At 51.6% G+C, this 17,269-nt stretch carries 17 protein-coding genes; 5 read left to right on the top strand and 12 right to left on the bottom strand.

The features are described 5' to 3' along the window. Positions 1-35: 35 nt before the first annotated feature. From rseP to rpsB, 8 genes are all read right to left on the bottom strand, one after another. Complete coding sequence (gene rseP / locus H0248_RS04740; RefSeq protein ID WP_180784945.1) at positions 36-1,391, bottom strand: sigma E protease regulator RseP; 1,356 nt, start codon at positions 1,389-1,391, stop codon at positions 36-38. Positions 1,392-1,412: 21 nt separating this feature from the next. Continuing rightward, the gene (cdsA, locus tag H0248_RS04735) at positions 1,413-2,270 is read right to left on the bottom strand and encodes a phosphatidate cytidylyltransferase (protein WP_010296412.1); all 858 of its coding nucleotides are present in this window, start codon (positions 2,268-2,270) and stop codon (positions 1,413-1,415) included. A gap of 9 nt (positions 2,271-2,279) precedes the next feature. Beyond that, a complete protein-coding gene (gene ispU / locus H0248_RS04730) occupies positions 2,280-3,041 on the bottom strand; it encodes a (2E,6E)-farnesyl-diphosphate-specific ditrans,polycis-undecaprenyl-diphosphate synthase (RefSeq protein ID WP_039467050.1) in 762 nt (253 codons plus the stop codon). A gap of 198 nt (positions 3,042-3,239) precedes the next feature. Then, positions 3,240-4,436 (bottom strand): 1-deoxy-D-xylulose-5-phosphate reductoisomerase, encoded by a 1,197-nt coding sequence (gene ispC / locus H0248_RS04725; RefSeq protein WP_180784944.1) that lies wholly within the window; start codon positions 4,434-4,436, stop codon positions 3,240-3,242. Positions 4,437-4,672: 236 nt separating this feature from the next. Further along, positions 4,673-5,230 carry a ribosome recycling factor gene (gene frr, locus H0248_RS04720; protein ID WP_005975911.1) on the bottom strand — a complete coding sequence of 186 codons (558 nt, stop codon included), beginning with the start codon at positions 5,228-5,230 and terminating at the stop codon, positions 4,673-4,675. Positions 5,231-5,354: 124 nt separating this feature from the next. Next, the gene (gene pyrH / locus H0248_RS04715) at positions 5,355-6,080 is read right to left on the bottom strand and encodes a UMP kinase (RefSeq protein WP_005975910.1); all 726 of its coding nucleotides are present in this window, start codon (positions 6,078-6,080) and stop codon (positions 5,355-5,357) included. A 169-nt stretch (positions 6,081-6,249) separates the two neighbouring features. Further along, the gene (tsf, locus tag H0248_RS04710; RefSeq protein ID WP_010296401.1) at positions 6,250-7,101 is read right to left on the bottom strand and encodes a translation elongation factor Ts; all 852 of its coding nucleotides are present in this window, start codon (positions 7,099-7,101) and stop codon (positions 6,250-6,252) included. A gap of 134 nt (positions 7,102-7,235) precedes the next feature. Then, complete coding sequence (rpsB, locus tag H0248_RS04705; protein ID WP_010284816.1) at positions 7,236-7,961, bottom strand: 30S ribosomal protein S2; 726 nt, start codon at positions 7,959-7,961, stop codon at positions 7,236-7,238. Between the two features lie 344 nt (positions 7,962-8,305). Here rpsB and map point away from each other — a divergent pair, with 344 nt between their 5' ends. From map to H0248_RS04685, 4 genes are all read left to right on the top strand, one after another. Then, positions 8,306-9,100, top strand: a complete 795-nt coding sequence (gene map / locus H0248_RS04700) for a type I methionyl aminopeptidase (RefSeq protein ID WP_014914446.1) — start codon at positions 8,306-8,308, stop codon at positions 9,098-9,100. Between the two features lie 42 nt (positions 9,101-9,142). Beyond that, positions 9,143-11,857: a bifunctional uridylyltransferase/uridylyl-removing protein GlnD gene (glnD, locus tag H0248_RS04695; protein ID WP_039502955.1), complete on the top strand. Its 2,715-nt coding sequence runs from the start codon at positions 9,143-9,145 to the stop codon at positions 11,855-11,857. Positions 11,858-11,885: 28 nt separating this feature from the next. Beyond that, positions 11,886-12,713: a 2,3,4,5-tetrahydropyridine-2,6-dicarboxylate N-succinyltransferase gene (dapD, locus tag H0248_RS04690; RefSeq protein WP_039276072.1), complete on the top strand. Its 828-nt coding sequence runs from the start codon at positions 11,886-11,888 to the stop codon at positions 12,711-12,713. 84 nt (positions 12,714-12,797) lie between these two features. Continuing rightward, entirely contained in the window at positions 12,798-13,187 is a 390-nt protein-coding gene (locus H0248_RS04685; RefSeq protein ID WP_010296391.1) for a DUF3461 family protein, read from the top strand. 72 nt (positions 13,188-13,259) lie between these two features. Here the strand turns inward: H0248_RS04685 and H0248_RS04680 are convergent, their stop codons facing one another. The 4 genes from H0248_RS04680 to syd form a co-directional block, all read right to left on the bottom strand. After that, a complete protein-coding gene (locus tag H0248_RS04680) occupies positions 13,260-13,715 on the bottom strand; it encodes a flavodoxin (RefSeq protein WP_039284042.1) in 456 nt (151 codons plus the stop codon). 67 nt (positions 13,716-13,782) lie between these two features. Further along, entirely contained in the window at positions 13,783-14,568 is a 786-nt protein-coding gene (truC, locus tag H0248_RS04675; protein ID WP_010284807.1) for a tRNA pseudouridine(65) synthase TruC, read from the bottom strand. Further along, positions 14,561-14,911 (bottom strand): YqcC family protein, encoded by a 351-nt coding sequence (locus H0248_RS04670; protein WP_039467057.1) that lies wholly within the window; start codon positions 14,909-14,911, stop codon positions 14,561-14,563. The genes truC and H0248_RS04670 overlap by 8 nt, the downstream gene beginning before the upstream one ends. A gap of 821 nt (positions 14,912-15,732) precedes the next feature. After that, on the bottom strand, positions 15,733-16,281 hold the full coding sequence (gene syd, locus H0248_RS04665) for a SecY-interacting protein (RefSeq protein WP_039467062.1): 549 nt from the start codon (positions 16,279-16,281) through the stop codon (positions 15,733-15,735). 70 nt (positions 16,282-16,351) lie between these two features. On the opposite strand from syd, the gene queF reads away from it, so the two are divergent. After that, positions 16,352-17,200 (top strand): NADPH-dependent 7-cyano-7-deazaguanine reductase QueF, encoded by an 849-nt coding sequence (gene queF, locus H0248_RS04660; protein ID WP_180784943.1) that lies wholly within the window; start codon positions 16,352-16,354, stop codon positions 17,198-17,200. Positions 17,201-17,269: the final 69 nt, after the last annotated feature.

Below are 17,269 nucleotides of genomic sequence, written 5' to 3'. Positions count from 1 at the left end.
CGTTGTTATGCGTTTTTCCTAACCTAATCCCGCGCCTAGAGACGAGAGAAATCATTGAAAAGTGCGAGTCCCATTAACAACATCAGCAACACTGTACCAATGCGATAGCTAACGTCCTGCACACGCTCAGAAACCGGCCTGCCCTTCAACTTTTCAACCGCAAGAAAGAGCAGGTGTCCACCATCCAATACCGGCAGAGGGAACAGATTGATGATCCCCAAATTGACGCTGATTAAGGCCAAAAACATCAGGTAATAAATCAATCCATAATCTGCTGACATTCCTGCGCCCTGAGCAATCGAAATGGGACCACTCAGGTTGTTCAGCTTAACATCCCCCATAACCAGTTTCCCTAACATACTGACGGTCAATTTCATCAGTTGCCAGGTTTTATCTGTTGCCTGGTAGATCGCACTGAACGGCCCATACTGGCGCACAGTCCTGTATTCTTCAGGCAGCGGCGTCACACTTGGCATAACGCCTGCCAACCCTTCAACTCTGCCACTTCCCACAGATTTGCTGTCTGGCGTTAACGTCAACGGGACGGTTGAGCCGTTGCGCTCCACCTCCAGAGCAATAGAGTGTCCGGGGTTGTCACGCACGGCGATAACAAAATTACGCCATTGCGCTAGCGCATGCCCGTCGACTTTAACGATCCTATCTCCGACTTGCAAACCTGCTTTTTCCGCCGCCGACCCGACCTGCACCTGATGCAGTACCGGCTCAATTTGCGGCCCACGCGGAATAATCCCGAGCGAAGCGGCAGGATCTTGCTTATCAGGCTCAAACTGCCACTCGCGTAAATCCAGCGTTTTCTGAACGACACGATCAGAGCCTAAAGATGCGGTTCCGATCACAACATCGCTATCGCCGATTTTACCGATCAGGGCCAGACGCGCAGTATCCCAATCAGGCGTTTCGATACCGTCAACGGACTTTAGTTCCGTTCCCGCCGACATTTCCGCCTGCGCCGCAATGGAGTTGGGCAGTATTTCACCCACTACCGGACGCACGCCCGGTACGCCGAGAATAAACACCAACCAATACGCCACAATGGCAAACAGGAAATTGGCAATCGGACCCGCGCTAACGATAGCCGCACGCTGCCAGACCGTTTTGCTATTAAATGATTGGTGACGAAATTCTGGCGCAACGGTGTCGACGCGCTCATCTAGCATCTTCACGTAGCCGCCAAGTGGGATCAGCGCAATCACGAATTCTGTACCGGTACGATCGCGACGACGCCATAGCGCGCGTCCGAAACCGACGGAGAAGCGTTCGACCTTCACACCACAGCGGCGCGCTACCCAGAAATGTCCAAATTCATGGACAGTGACCAGCACACCCAGTGCGATGATAAACGCGGCAAGATTCCAGAGAAAACTCAGCATAAATAGCTCTACCGCTTTATTCTAAGCCACTTTAAACAGCAGCAGCATCAGGCAAGAGAACACAGGAACCGCAGCAGTCAGGCTGTCGATACGATCGAGCACACCACCGTGCCCCGGAATCAAATGGCTACTGTCTTTGATGCCCGCCTCGCGTTTGAACATGCTTTCTGTCAAATCCCCCAACACCGAGGCCAACGCAGCGGCGATAGAACAAATCAACAACGTCGATGGCGCGACCGTTAATGGCGCATACAGGCTAAACAGCACAGAGATGAGCGCCGAGGTTGCCAGGCCACCAAGAAAGCCTTCCCAGGTTTTGCCCGGCGAAACTTTTGGCGCGAGTTTACGCTTACCAAACAGTTTACCGAACATGTAGGCACCGCTGTCCGCGCCCCACACCAGCAGCATGACGTACAGCAGCCACCAGGCACCAGCAAATGGGTTAATCGCGTAATTGTAATGACGAAGCGCGACCATGCCCCAGAAAAACGGCACGATCGTCATGATACCGAACACCAGTCGCAATGTACGTGAATGACGCCAGAATGAGGCGGAAGCCGGATAGAACAGCACCAACAGCAGCGCGACACCCCACCACACCAGTGATGACCAGAGCGCGATACTGATTTGCGGAATATGGACGGAATAATGGTAGGCCGGGAGTGATAACAGCATCAGCGCCAGCAAGAAACCACACAGGATCGCGAGCCACAGGCGTTGACCATAAGAGGCAAACCCTGCCAACTGACCCCATTCCCATGCCGCCAGCATACAGACAGCCAGCGTAACAAGCGTGAATCCCAGAGGAGGCAGCAAGAAAAGTGCTGCAATAACAATCGGGATCAAAATAAAAGCAGTAATCAGGCGATACTTCAGCAAAAGTTCCCCCTAGGATGCATCAGCATCGATAGGTGTTGTTCCCCCGAAGCGGCGCTCGCGTTGTGCAAAAGCATTCAGCGCACCTTCAAAGACTTGTTCATCGAAATCAGGCCAGAGGACATCAGTAAAGTAAAGTTCAGCATAAGCAATTTGCCACAGAAGAAAATTACTGATGCGGTGTTCTCCACCGGTTCTGATCACCAAATCAACCGGAGCCAGATCATGCAGACAGATGTACTGACATAATGACGCTTCATTAATGCTATCAGGGCGTAGAATGCCTTCCTGCACCTGCTCTGCAAGTTGCCGTACTCCCTGAATAATATCCCAACGGCCGCCATAATTCGCGGCAATATTCAGTGTGAGCCCCTGATTCTTTTCTGTCAGTGCTTCTGAACGGCGGATTCGCTCTTGTAAACGCGGACTGAAGCGGCCGATATCGCCAATGACCCGCAAGCGAACATTGTGTTTGTGCAGGCTTTTCACTTCACTGTCCAGCGCTCTAACAAACAGTTCCATGAGTGCGGAAACTTCCTGCGCCGGACGGTTCCAGTTTTCACTGCTAAATGCGTAAAGTGTCAGCGCGTCCAGCCCTTGGCTCACTGCAAAACTGACTGAACGCCGCACAGCCTTTACACCAGCCTGATGGCCAAAAATCCGCATTTTCCCCCGGTTTTTTGCCCAGCGACCATTGCCATCCATGATAATGGCAACATGCCGCGGCCCGGCGGGTGGCAGATCGTTAGTATTTTTTTGATTATCGGACGGCATAACGCGTACTTATTTCCTCAAGCAAGAAATACAACAGTCCTTCCGTAACATCAGACCCCGTTAGCGCAAAAAAAGCCGTGAACGATCACGGCTTAGCTTCACGGTCGATTAAACTACTTTCGCATAATCAACCATTGAGTGGCGCAGACTATACCACCTCCACCGCACATGAACAAATTGTGCCACGGCGCTATCCCGCTATCGCGCGTAATGTGTCAGGGTCTGTGTTGCGACCTGTCTGGCCCAGCGGTCGATAAACAGAACATCATCAACGCTGGTGGGTTCTGGTAATGTAAGTTGTTCAATAACATGCCGATTTACCGCCGCAATATCCGTAAAACGGATCTGCGACTGCAAAAATGCCGCTACCGCAATTTCATTTGCGGCGTTTAATGCCGTGGTGGCAGACTGACCATGATTACAGGCATCAATCGCGAGCTGTAAACAAGGATAGCGTGCATAGTCCGGTGCCAAAAATGTCAGCGCGCCAATATGGCAAAAATCTAACGTTTTTGCACCCGATGTCACACGTTCGGGATAAGCCATTGCATGGGCAATCGGCGTGCGCATATCGGGCGATCCCAACTGCGCCAGAACGCTGCCATCACGGTAACGCACCATCGAGTGAATCACCGACTGCGGATGAATAATGACTTCCATCTGTTCGGCAGAAGCATTAAACAACCAGCGCGCTTCGATATACTCCAGCCCTTTGTTCATCATCGTTGCAGAATCGACCGAAATTTTGCGCCCCATTGACCAGTTTGGATGCGCACACGCCTGATCTGGCGTCATGTCTGCCAGCGCCGACACTGGCGTTTCACGAAACGGCCCACCAGAACCGGTCAGAACAATACGTTCGACCCCATGCTGTGACAATGAAGCGTAGCCTAATTGACGCTGAATTTGCTCAGGTAAACTCTGAAAAATCGCATTATGTTCGCTATCAATCGGTAAAAGCTGTGCGCCACTGTGCGCCACGGCGTCCATGAACAGACGTCCGCAGGTAACCAGTGATTCTTTATTCGCCAACAAAACCTGTTTTCCGGCATGGATTGCCGCTAGTGTTGGCAATAACCCCGCCGCACCCACAATCGCGGCCATGACCTGATCAACACCCTCTAATGCAGCAAGGTCACACGCGGCCTGCTCACCAGCCAGCACTTCCGTTTTGCAACCATATTCCGCCAACTGCTGGCGCAGGGCAGTTGCTGAAGCTTCATCAGCCATTGAGGCATAGGCGGGTTGGAAAGTGAGGCACTGCTCCAGCATCAACTTGACGTTGTACCCAGCGGATAACGCGCGAACAGCAAATTTATCGGGATTGGCTTTAATGACGGCCAGCGAACTGACGCCAATAGAGCCAGTGGAACCAAGAATTGTCAGTTGCTTCATTAAAAATGCTCTGAATAACCGGATTTGATGACAGGAAGGTACACGAGTCTGAGACGATTACTATGATATATCTCTGCTGCCGATCACAGTCACGACAGCCGCAGGCACATACACAGCAAAAAATTGTTTACTACCCAGAGGGGCTAGCCTTCACCCATTGATTACATAATACGCATTATATAAAAATAAAGCGCCGCCGGAAAAAACATCCTGCGGCGCAATATTTAACAGGCTGATTAGAACTCCATCAGCTCCGCTTCTTTTTCTGCCAATGCGACGTCCACTTTCTTAATGAAGTTGTCGGTCAATTTCTGCACATCGTCCTGAGCACGACGTTCTTCATCTTCACTGATCGCTTTGTCTTTCAACAGTGCTTTAAACTTGTCGTTAGCATCACGGCGCACGTTGCGTACAGAGATACGCCCCTGTTCTGCTTCGCCACGGACGACTTTGATCAGATCTTTACGACGTTCTTCCGTCAGAGGTGGCAATGGAACACGAATTACGGTGCCAGCAGAAGACGGGTTCAGGCCGAGGTCGGAGGCCATGATCGCTTTCTCAACCGCTGGGCCAAGCGAACGATCGAATACCGAAATCGCCAGCGTGCGGGAGTCTTCTACCACGACGTTAGCGAGTTGGCGCAATGGCGTTGCGCTGCCATAGTATTCAACCTGGATGCCATCAAGAATACTAGGCGATGCACGGCCAGTACGGATTCTGTTGATCTGGTTTTTAAACGCTTCAACACATTTGTCCATGCGCGTTTCAGCATCTTTTCTGATTTCATTAGTCACGTTGTGAACCCTTGAAAACTGGTTGCCTGGCAGGCCATGTCAGTACATGACCCGGTGAATAATTAATGCCAGCGCGCGGCTGGCATGGGCGCAATACTGGGGATATATTACCCCATAATTTGAGTTACTGACTAATCAACGTCCCTTCTTTTTCACCCATGACAACGCGACGCAGTGCGCCAGGCTTGTTCATGTTGAAAACGCGGATCGGTAAATTATGGTCGCGTGCCAGCGTGAACGCGGCAAGATCCATGACTTTCAGCTCACGTTCTAACACGTCTTGATAGGTTAGCGTTTCGTACATCGTCGCTGAAGGATCTTGTACCGGATCGGCAGAATAGACGCCATCGACTTTTGTCGCTTTCAATACGACATCCGCTTCAATCTCAATGCCACGCAGACAAGCCGCAGAATCCGTGGTGAAGAAAGGGTTGCCTGTTCCGGCGGAGAAGATCACTACGCGGTTATTACGCAGCAGGCTAATCGCCTCTGCCCAGCTGTAGTTGTCACAGACGCCATTCAGCGGAATAGCAGACATCAGGCGAGCGTTCACATAGGCACGGTGCAACGCATCACGCATTGCCAGACCATTCATGACGGTCGCCAGCATTCCCATGTGGTCGCCCACAACGCGGTTCATACCCGCTTTAGCCAGACCTGCGCCACGAAACAGGTTACCACCACCGATAACCACACCGACCTGAATGCCTAACTCAACCAGTTCTTTCACTTCCTGAGCCATGCGATCCAGAATGCTCGCATCGATACCAAAACCTTCAGTTCCCTGTAAAGCTTCGCCACTGAGCTTCAGCAGGATTCGTTGATAGACGGGTTTTGCATTGGTTGCCATGGTGTTCTTATCCTACAGGCTGTCGTGGTATTGGGGGGTTTTATAAATCAATACTGTAAAAATCAAAACTGTTCTACTCGACTCCTATCTGAATGCAGGAAACCAAGCGAACTAAAACTCTTTGGGCTGGATAAAAAGGAACCGCCAACTGGCGGCTCTTTTTTTGCTATTAAGACTGCTTACTCATTGCTGCAACTTCAGCAGCAAAGTCAGTCTCAACTTTTTCAATACCTTCACCCACTTCGAAACGGATGAAGTTAGTCACGTCAGCGTTGTGCTCTTTCAGCAGTTGACCAACAGATTTAGCTGGATCCATAACGAAAGGCTGACCCGTCAGAGAAACTTCGCCGGTGAATTTCTTCATACGGCCTTCAACCATTTTCTCTGCGATTTCTTTCGGCTTGCCAGACTGCATCGCGATTTCTAACTGAACCTGGTACTCTTTCTCTACCACTTCAGCAGACACGTCTTCTGGCTTAACGAATTCTGGTTTGCTTGCTGCAACGTGCATAGCCAGGTGTTTAACCAGCTCTTCGTCAGCGCCTTTAGCGGCAACCAGAACACCGATGCGCGCACCGTGCTGGTAGTTACCCAGAACTTCGCCTTCCAGAGCGGAAACGCGACGAATGTTGATGTTCTCACCAATTTTCGCAACCAGTGCAACACGCTCTTCTTCGAACTGTGCTTTCAACACGTCAACGTCAGTGATTTTGCCTGCAACCGCAGCATCCAGCACTTTGTCAGCAAATGCCTGGAAACCACCGTCTTTAGCAACGAAGTCAGTCTGGCAGTTAACTTCCAGGATCACAGCGTAGTTACCGTCGATCTTAGTCTTGATCACGCCATCAGCAGCAACGTTACCTGCTTTCTTAGCTGCTTTAATTGCGCCAGATTTACGCATGTTTTCGATTGCCAGCTCGATGTCGCCATTAGCTTCAACCAGCGCTTTCTTACATTCCATCATGCCCGCAGCGGTACGCTCACGCAGCTCTTTTACCAGGGATGCGGTAATTTCAGCCATTCTAAAATCCTCGGAAGATTTGTTCTGCCTGGTCGTCACGACCAAACAGCTTTAAAAGTGAAAAAGGGGCCATAAAAAGGCCCCTAACCAAACTAGTACTACCTGGTTAATAAGGGCTCAACGAGCCAGACTTATTATTCAGCTTCTACTAAGCCTTCTTCTGCCTGCACAGCCAGATCTTGAGAACGGCCTTCGCGGACAGCAGTAGCAACAGCGCTCAGGTACAGGCTAACTGCACGGATTGCGTCATCGTTACCAGGGATGATGTAGTCAACGCCATCTGGATCGGAGTTGGTATCAACCACTGCGAATACCGGAATACCCAGGTTGTTAGCTTCTTTGATTGCGATGTGCTCGTGATCGGCGTCGATAACGAACAGCGCGTCTGGCAGACCGCCCATATCTTTGATACCGCCCAGGCTGTTTTCCAGCTTGTCCAGTTCACGAGTGCGCATCAGCGCCTCTTTTTTGGTCAGCTTGTCGAACGTGCCGTCTTGAGATTGGGTTTCCAGATCTTTCAAACGTTTGATGGACTGACGAACGGTTTTCCAGTTAGTCAGCATACCGCCCAACCAACGATGGTTCACGAAGAACTGATCGCAGTTGTTGGCTGCATCTTTTACCGCTTCGCTTGCTGCGCGCTTAGTACCAACGAACAGAATTTTGCCCTTGCGAGAAGCAATTTTGCTCAGCTCAGCCAGAGCGTCGTTGAACATTGGTACCGTTTTTTCAAGGTTGATGATGTGAACTTTGTTACGTGCACCGAAGATGAATGGCTTCATTTTCGGGTTCCAGTAACGGGTCTGGTGACCAAAGTGTACGCCAGCCTTGAGCATATCGCGCATGGAAACAGTTGCCATGATTACCTCTATTAATTAAGTATGGGGTTATGCCTCCACATGTCCCATTGCGCCGACCCCATCCGGTGAAACACCTCAGGAGCACCCCGGCGAACGTGCCGACATGTGTGTGTTATTTACACAAAGTGAGTTTAGTCGATGTGGTTGAATACCGTATAACCGATATCCAGCCGGATCATCGGCGCGCTTTATACCATAAATCCCCCAGCGACACCAACATTTGTTATTCAATCGTCCACAAATCAGAATGATAGTTTGGCAAGCCAGCGGCATGGCTGGTAACATAAGTTATTAGTTATCGCTCTTAATTTTTGTGCTTAACAGGCACCTGCGGACAATCATCAATGGCAATTTCAATTAAAACTCCTGAAGACATCGAAAAAATGCGCGTAGCTGGCCGTCTGGCTGCCGAAGTCCTGGAAATCATCGAACCCCACGTGGTACCCGGCGTGAGCACTGCCGAATTAGACAGAATCTGTCACGATCACATCACCAACAAGCAGCAGGCCATTTCTGCTTGTCTGGGCTACCACGGCTTCCCGAAATCCGTCTGCATCTCCATCAATGAAGTGGTGTGCCACGGCATTCCTAGCGAAGAACGCATTTTGAAAGACGGTGATATCGTCAACATCGACGTTACCGTAATCAAAGACGATTTCCACGGCGATACGTCAAAAATGTTTATCGTCGGCAAACCCACCATTCTGGGTGAGCGCCTCTGCCGCATCACGCAGGAAAGCCTCTATCTGGCACTGAAAATGGTTAAGCCGGGCATTCGCCTGCGCACGCTGGGCAAAGCGATCCAGCAGTTTGCGGAAGGGAATAATTTCTCCGTAGTGCGTGAGTATTGCGGTCACGGCATCGGTAAGGGCTTCCACGAAGAGCCACAGGTGCTGCACTACGATGCAGACGACGGTGGCGTCGTGCTGCAAGCGGGTATGGCATTCACGATCGAGCCTATGCTCAATGCCGGTGATTACCGTATTCGTACGATGAAAGACGGCTGGACGGTAAAAACCAAAGATCGCAGCTTGTCGGCACAGTACGAGCATACTATTGTGGTAACCGATAACGGCTGCGAAATAATGACGTTGCGAAAGGATGACACCATCCCCAACATCATCACGCATGAACAGTAAACACTAAGCCGGCAGATGCCGGCTTTTTTTATGGGCTGCGCTATGACAGATAACCGCTTTTCGCCAGACAGTACACCACCTGACGCTGCCTCATCAAACAGCCCTATAGACCCCATTGCACCCGCGCAACTGCCCGCTTCACCGCTGACCTACGCGGATGACATGCTAGATTGTCAGACGTTAAAACAACAGTTGGAACTGTTTCAGCTTTGGCTCGGTTCAGAATTCCGCTCCGGCGTCAGCGCAGAAAAGCTGATTGATGCCAGAACCTTGTTCATCGATCGCCTGTTGCAGCGGCTATGGTATTTCTACGGCTTTGAAAATATCGCGCAAACGTCGCTGGTCGCCGTAGGCGGATATGGCCGCGGTGAGCTACACCCGCTTTCCGATATCGACGTGCTGGTATTGAGCCAGACCGCGCTGAGTGAAGAACATTCCCAGCGCGTCGGCCAATTCATCACCCTACTGTGGGATTTGAAGCTGGAAGTCGGCCATAGCGTCAGAACGCTGGAAGAGTGCTTACAGGAAGGTCGCGCAGATATTTCCGTTGCCACCAACCTGATCGAATCCCGCATGATATGCGGCGACGTCGCCCTCTTTCTCTCGCTGCAAAAAAACGTATTCAGTGATGAATTTTGGCCGTCAGACACGTTTTTCCCGGCAAAAATCGCCGAACAACAAGAGCGCCATCAGCGCTACCACAGCACCAGCTACAATCTGGAGCCCGACATCAAGAGCAGCCCGGGCGGGCTACGCGACATTCACACGCTGCTGTGGGTCGCGAGACGCCACTTCGGCGCGACGTCGCTCAATGAAATGGTCGGTTTCGGCTTTCTAACCGAGGCGGAACGTAAAGAGCTGAACGAGTGCCAAAGCTTTTTGTGGCGCATCCGCTTCGCCCTGCATCTGATCCTGCCGCGTTACGACAACCGTCTGCTGTTCGACAGGCAGTTGAACGTCGCACAGCTGCTGCAATATCAGGGCGAAGGCAACACGCCAGTCGAGCGCATGATGAAGGATTTCTACCGTATGACGCGTCGCGTCAGCGAGTTGAACCAGATGCTGTTGCAGCTCTTTGACGAAGCGATTCTGGCGCTGGACGCGAGTGAAAAGCCCCGCCCGATTGACGATGAATTTCAGCTACGCGGCAATCTGCTGGACCTGCGCGATGAAAACCTGTTTATCAAAAAGCCGGAAGCCATCATGCGCATGTTCTACCTGATGGTACGCAACCGTGACATCAGCGGTATTTATTCCACCACGCTGCGCCAGTTGCGTCATGCTCGTCGCCATCTCGCCAGCCCGCTTTGCACCATCCCAGAAGCGCGCCAGCTGTTCATGAATATTCTGCGCCATCCGCATGCAGTAAGCCGTGCGCTGCTGCCAATGCATCGCCACAGCGTACTGTGGGCATATATGCCGCTGTGGGGGAACATCGTCGGTCAGATGCAGTTCGATCTGTTTCACGCCTATACGGTGGATGAGCACACGATCCGCGTTCTGCTCAAGCTGGAGAGCTTCGCCGACGAGGATACGCGACCACAGCACCCGCTGTGCGTCGAGCTCTACCCTCGCCTGCCGCAGCCCGAATTATTGCTGCTGGCCGCGCTGTTCCACGATATCGCAAAAGGCCGCGGGGGCGATCACTCGGAACTGGGCGCGCAGGATGTGCTGGAGTTTGCCGCGCTGCACGGGCTGAATTCGCGTGAAGCTCAGTTGGTTTCCTGGCTGGTGCGCTGCCACCTGCTGATGTCCGTCACCGCACAGCGTCGTGACATTCAGGATCCCACCGTCATTCAGCAATTTGCTACGGAAGTGCAGAGCGAAACTCGTCTGCGCTATCTGGTTAGCCTGACAGTTGCCGATATCTGCGCCACCAATGAAACGCTGTGGAATAGCTGGAAACAGAGCCTGTTGCGTGAACTCTACTTCGCGACGGAGAAACAGCTGCGCCGCGGCATGCAAAATACGCCAGATTTACGCGAACGCGTCCGGCATCACCGCTTGCAGGCACTGGCGCTGCTGCGTATGGACAATATTGATGAAGAAGCGCTGCACCACATCTGGAGCCGCTGCCGGGCCGATTATTTCCTGCGCCATTCGCCAAATCAGCTTGCCTGGCACGCGCGCCACTTGCTGGAGCATGATGTCAACAAACCGCTGGTGCTGATCAGCCATCAGGCCAGCCGTGGCGGTACAGAGATCTTTATCTGGAGCCCGGACAGGCCTTATCTTTTCGCGGCGGTCGCCGGTGAACTGGATAGACGCAACCTCAGCGTGCACGATGCGCAGATTTTTACCAGCCGCGACGGCATGGCGATGGATACGTTCATTGTGCTGGAACCGGACGGCAGCCCGCTGGCGCAGGATCGGCATGAAATGATACGCCACGCGCTGGAACAGGCGCTGACACATCGGCACTATCAACACCCGCGCGTGCGCCGACCATCTCCCAAGTTGCGTCATTTCAGCGTGCCAACCGAAGTCAACTTTCTGCCGACACATACGGACAGACGCAGCTACATGGAGCTCAGCGCGCTTGACCAACCAGGGCTGCTGGCACGTATCGGTGAAATTTTTGCCGATCTCAACCTGTCGCTGCACGGCGCACGCATTTCCACGATCGGCGAGCGGGTAGAGGATCTTTTCATTCTGGCCGACAGCGACAGGCGGGCATTAAAGCCGGATTTACGCCTTAAATTGCAAGAACGGTTGACAGAAGCCCTTAACCCAAACGATAAAGTACCATTGAGTTAATTTTTACAATCAGGAAAGAGAAATCAGGATGCACCAACAATTACAGAACATCATTGAGACGGCTTTCGAGCGTCGCGCTGAAATCACTCCGGCAAACGCAGACACCGTCACGCGTGAAGCCGTCAATCAGGCTATCAGTCTGCTGGATAGCGGCGCCCTGCGCGTTGCAGAGAAAATCGACGGCCAGTGGGTTACCCATCAGTGGCTGAAGAAAGCCGTGCTGCTCTCTTTCCGCATTAACGATAACCAAGTAATGGAAGGCGCGGAAACTCGTTATTACGACAAAGTGCCGATGAAATTTGCAAACTATGATGAAGCCCGTTTCCAGCGTGAAGGGTTCCGCGTAGTGCCTCCCGCCAGCGTGCGTCAAGGTGCGTTTATTGCACGTAATACCGTACTGATGCCGTCTTACGTCAACATCGGTGCTTACGTTGATGAAGGCACCATGGTGGATACGTGGGCAACCGTCGGTTCTTGTGCTCAGATCGGTAAAAACGTTCACCTGTCCGGCGGCGTCGGCATCGGCGGCGTTCTGGAGCCGCTGCAGGCTAACCCGACTATCATCGAAGACAACTGCTTCATCGGCGCGCGTTCTGAAGTGGTAGAAGGCGTGATCGTAGAAGAAGGTTCCGTCATCTCCATGGGCGTGTTCATCGGCCAAAGCACCCGTATTTACGATCGTGAAACTGGCGAAATCCACTATGGCCGCGTACCGGCTGGCTCCGTTGTGGTTTCCGGCAACCTGCCGTCCAAAGATGGCAGCTACAGCCTGTACTGTGCTGTTATTGTGAAGAAAGTGGATGCAAAAACCCGCGGCAAAGTGGGTATCAATGAGTTATTACGCACCATCGACTAAACTAGAAGCGGCGGGTTAATCACCCGCCGTTTTTTTATGTACGAACGATAATCAGGACTATCTAAAAACCGAGAAGGTGACGCTATGTATGACAATCTAAAAAGCCTGGGCATTACCAATCCCGATGATATCGATCGCTATAGCCTGCGTCAGGAAGCGAACAACGACATCCTGAAGATCTATTTCCGTAAAGATAAGGGCGAGTTTTTCGCTAAAAGCGTGAAGTTCAAGTATCCGCGCCAGCGCAAGACCGTTGTGGCAGATAACTCTGGACAGGGCTACAAAGAGATCAACGAGATCAGCCCGAATCTGCGCTATGTGATTGATGAATTAGACAAGATCTGCCAGCAGGAACAGGTTGAAGTCGATCTGAAACGCAAAATCCTTGACGATCTGCGTCATCTGGAAAGCGTCGTTTCCAACAAAATTACCGAAATCGAAGCGGATTTAGAGAAGCTGACCAAGAATCGCTAAGCGCGATTATCTCAACAGACCGCAACGAAAACGGGAGCACATCAGGCTCCCGTTTGTCATTTCAGCACGGCATCATTGCGCATCAACTAAATCCGCCCATGCTTCAACCCACGGGCATGACATCACTTCTGGTTCTGGATGCTCGACAGCATCAATTTCCAAAACATCACCCAGGCGCTTAGCACCGATTTCCTGCAACAGCGCATCGAAAAGATGGCCACCCGCGCAGAAGTTCGGGTAACTGCTGTCACCCAGCGCAATCACGCCATAGCGCAGCGCGGGCTGGTAACCGCCTTTTTCACGCAGTGCGGCGTAAAGCGGAACAATAGAATCAGGCAACTGGCCTTGTCCCGTCGTCGACGTGACAACTAAAACCGTCTGCTCGCGGTAGTCCAGCCAGGATTCCAGCGTCGCATCTTCAAAGACCTTAACTTCGTGTCCACGATCTCTGAGAATATTTTCGGCTTCTTCGGCCACCAGCAATGCATTCCCGTAGACCGTACCAACAAAAATACCAATCTGCGCCATGCTTCTGACTCCCTTTTTAATTCGATATATGTAATACAAAAATAAGACGGTGGTAATAAGACCGCTATTACTCGACGAAATGCTCGCTATCCTGACCTGAGTCGGCAGGAAACTCAACCCCTTCAAACTCAGGGAGAATCCCCTGCCAGCCAAACTGAGTCATCACCCCCTGCCACGGCGCATCCCAACGCGCCTGCAACGTCAATGGCTGCCCACTCACCGGATGATTCAGCTGCAACTCGCTGGCATGCAGCATGAGCCTGCCGCAGGAGAAGTGCGATTCCATACCGCGATTGTGTCGCAAGTCGCCGTGCGCGGTATCGCCGATAATCGGATGGTGGATATGTGACATATGTCGGCGGAGTTGGTGCTTGCGTCCGGTCTGTGGTTTCAGCTCCATCAGACTGTAGCGTGCCGTTGGGTAGCGGCCGATGGCAACCGGCATCTCGACCTGCGCCAGAGAACGGTAATGCGTGACAGCAGGCTGCGGTGCCTTATCAGGATTGGTAAACTTGTCGGCGATCTTGTCCAGCTCTTCGGTGAGCGCATAATCGATCACACCATCATCCAGCACATAGCCCCGCACAACGGCATGATACATTTTCTGCATCTGATGCGATTCAAACTGCTGGGATAACGCACGTGCGACCTCGCTGGACAGCGCGAGCAGCAACACACCGGATGTCGGCCTGTCGAGACGATGAACGGTATACACGTGCTGGCCGATCTGATCGCGCACGGTCTGCATCACCACGACTTTTTCTTTGCGATCCAGCCAGCTACGATGGACTAACCAGCCACTGGGTTTATTGACGGCAACCAGATGCTCATCCTGATAAATAATCTCAAGCATCGTGCGCTGTGCCATCCTGTGCATCCGGGCGGAACAGCTCATCAAGCAGCCCGATACGCAACAGAACCGCCGCCGTCTCTTCTGGCGACCCTTCCAGCGCTTCTTCAAAATAAGGCAGTAAAACCAGCTCAGCGGGCAGTGCTAGCTCGCTGTCCAATAAGGCATGCATGCGCGGCAAAAAGACCCACTGCAACCACTCTTCGGGTTTCATGGTATCGAGGCTGAAGGGCTCCGTGCTGTTAAACGCCTCCTCTTCCGGCGGAACAACCTGCCAGAAAGGGCTTTCCCTCAATGCGCGCTCAATATCGAATAATGACTGACGAACCTGGTTCTCTCTACTCATGCGGTTTCTCGCCCTTGACGCGAACAGTAATGGCGGCAAAGCATAGCACTGATATCAGCCTGACCCAATCGTCGCATTTTGGCTATATGCTATCGATGATAACCCCTCAATCCGATCGTCAGAGGCAAAAAATTGGGGGTACTGATTGCTCAGTACCCCCGGTTCGTTTTATAGCTATCCCGCTACACATGTGCATCCCTGCTCATCCGTGAAAACTTTTCCTTTTTGGTCGTCCTAACCCACAATCCTTGCTGGCGTCCCACTTTCTTCCTGACGTTTCCATCCTGTATCTTCCGTGATTCCATCCCTTTAGGCTCCTGCCCCACCGATATTCCTAATCGGCTCTCGGTCTCCTTCCTGGAGGTGTCCCTGATTTCATCCTGAAACCATGTTTCTTCCTGAAAACTGTTCTTCTTCCTGAAAACAACGCTTCGTCCTGAAACGACTGTTTCTTCCTAAAACAGTGTTTATCCTTAAAACAGCGTTTCTTCCTAAAACAATGCCTCTTCCTGAAACCATGTTTCTTCCTGAAAATAACCCAAGTGCAGTAACGTTATTTTGTTACCTATAGTAACGATTACACACACTGTAACCGGTTACTAACTTAAGTAATAAGATGTATTAATTGTCAGCTTTCAGCAAGGGGTAATTGACAGTGTTTCTCAACACCCCTTAAGTAACACTGCGGATTTTTATTATAATTAGCTAATTAGTAATGAAAAAATAAAAATGAAACCTATTTTCAACATTAAAGATAAGATATTTCTTACAGATAATGTAAGAGATCTCTCACAAGGCGGAAAGTGAAATTCGATTAACCATTAGACCGCTAATGGATTAAGACCAGAAAGAAACACCGCTAGCGTTGGCGCTAAGGTCTGACGTTTTTTAGTGCCGAATTCTTCCAGGATGATTTCTCCGGAAACATTACACAGCGACACCATTGTCAGCTCTGAATCGGTCGTTGCTAAAAACAGCGTCGGCGTGAGCTTAAGGCGCTTCTGCGTTAATAAATGACCAATCAGATTCTCCTGCATCCGAGTGAAATCCTCTTCGCTCCATACCTGCAACAGCTGGCACGATAGCGAATCAAACTGCGCCGTCATATCCCCAGCATACTGCGCGGTGTAAAAAGCATGGACATCAGGATGCAGGCTGATTTCCAGCGCACGCTCAACACCATCCAATGCGGCTGAAGGCACAAAAGGCTGTGGCAACCAGTAAACAGTATCGTCATGATTTTCGACAATACACGGGGAAGGTATACCGTAAAGCGCTTCACTGGCGGGCAAATGCCCCTTTTCCTGCTGCCAGCAGGCAACATAGCGCTGGGTGAACGCCGTCAGCGCTGAAACGACCTCATGCTCCATAATTTTTCTCATCACTCTTTTAGTCAGGTTACACTATTCGCCATCACACTTATCACATCAAGGTAACAGCATGTCCGTCTATGACAAGCATCAAGCCCTGAGCGGGCTGACACTGGGCAAACCCACTCCCTATCATGAACGCTATGATGCCGCACTTCTGCAACCCGTACCACGTAGCCTGAACCGCGATCCACTCGGCATTTATCCTGACAGCCTGCCTTTTCATGGTGCAGATATCTGGACGCTCTATGAACTTTCCTGGCTGAACAATCGCGGTGTGCCTCAGGTGGCCGTTGGTGAAATGCATCTCAATGCGGAAAGCCTGAATCTGATTGAATCAAAAAGTTTTAAGCTGTATCTGAACAGCTTTAATCAGACGGCATTCGACAGTTGGGAAAGCGTACGCGCAACGTTAGCCAAGGATCTGGCGCATTGCGCACAAGGGGATGTCAGCATCACGCTTTTCAAACTCAGCGAGCTTGAAGGCCAGCAGATAGCGGGGTTCACAGGCGAGTGCATCGACGACCAAGATATTCAGATCGACAGCTACGACTTCAACGCCGACTATCTGGCAGCCAACGAACAGGACGCGCCTGTTGTTGAAGAAACGCTGGTCAGCCACCTGCTGAAATCCAACTGTTTGATCACCCATCAGCCCGACTGGGGCTCAGTACAGATTCAGTACTGTGGCAAGCGCATCAACCGTGAAGCGCTGCTGCGCTACATTGTCTCATTTCGTCATCATAACGAATTTCACGAACAGTGTGTGGAACGAATTTTTAACGACATCATGCGCTACTACCAGCCGGAAAAACTCAGCGTGTATGCCCGTTATACCCGCCGCGGCGGGCTGGACATCAATCCGTGGCGCAGCAACACACCGTTTAACGCGCCAAATGGACGCCTGCCGCGCCAGTAACCGACCGATGAATCGCAGGCTTGCACGATAATATGCGTAGCGTCACGCAAGTTAGGGGAGAGACTGCCG

Origin of the sequence: Pectobacterium brasiliense, assembly GCF_013449685.1 — a bacterium.
Taxonomy (GTDB): domain Bacteria; phylum Pseudomonadota; class Gammaproteobacteria; order Enterobacterales; family Enterobacteriaceae; genus Pectobacterium; species Pectobacterium brasiliense_A.
This window is presented reverse-complemented; position numbering and strand designations above follow the sequence as displayed.

Excerpts from the sequence above, each read along its gene's own strand:
- rseP (WP_180784945.1), bottom strand. The coding sequence starts at position 1,391 with ATGCTGAGTTTTCTCTGGAATCTTGCCGCGTTTATCATCGCACTGGGT.
- ispU (WP_039467050.1), bottom strand. The coding sequence starts at position 3,041 with ATGCCGTCCGATAATCAAAAAAATACTAACGATCTGCCACCCGCCGGG.
- ispC (WP_180784944.1), bottom strand. The coding sequence starts at position 4,436 with ATGAAGCAACTGACAATTCTTGGTTCCACTGGCTCTATTGGCGTCAGT.
- pyrH (WP_005975910.1), bottom strand. The coding sequence starts at position 6,080 with ATGGCAACCAATGCAAAACCCGTCTATCAACGAATCCTGCTGAAGCTC.
- tsf (WP_010296401.1), bottom strand. The coding sequence starts at position 7,101 with ATGGCTGAAATTACCGCATCCCTGGTAAAAGAGCTGCGTGAGCGTACC.
- rpsB (WP_010284816.1), bottom strand. The coding sequence starts at position 7,961 with ATGGCAACTGTTTCCATGCGCGATATGCTCAAGGCTGGCGTACACTTT.
- map (WP_014914446.1), top strand. The coding sequence starts at position 8,306 with ATGGCAATTTCAATTAAAACTCCTGAAGACATCGAAAAAATGCGCGTA.
- glnD (WP_039502955.1), top strand. The coding sequence starts at position 9,143 with ATGACAGATAACCGCTTTTCGCCAGACAGTACACCACCTGACGCTGCC.
- dapD (WP_039276072.1), top strand. The coding sequence starts at position 11,886 with ATGCACCAACAATTACAGAACATCATTGAGACGGCTTTCGAGCGTCGC.
- H0248_RS04685 (WP_010296391.1), top strand. The coding sequence starts at position 12,798 with ATGTATGACAATCTAAAAAGCCTGGGCATTACCAATCCCGATGATATC.
- H0248_RS04680 (WP_039284042.1), bottom strand. The coding sequence starts at position 13,715 with ATGGCGCAGATTGGTATTTTTGTTGGTACGGTCTACGGGAATGCATTG.
- truC (WP_010284807.1), bottom strand. The coding sequence starts at position 14,568 with ATGCTTGAGATTATTTATCAGGATGAGCATCTGGTTGCCGTCAATAAA.
- H0248_RS04670 (WP_039467057.1), bottom strand. The coding sequence starts at position 14,911 with ATGAGTAGAGAGAACCAGGTTCGTCAGTCATTATTCGATATTGAGCGC.
- syd (WP_039467062.1), bottom strand. The coding sequence starts at position 16,281 with ATGGAGCATGAGGTCGTTTCAGCGCTGACGGCGTTCACCCAGCGCTAT.
- queF (WP_180784943.1), top strand. The coding sequence starts at position 16,352 with ATGTCCGTCTATGACAAGCATCAAGCCCTGAGCGGGCTGACACTGGGC.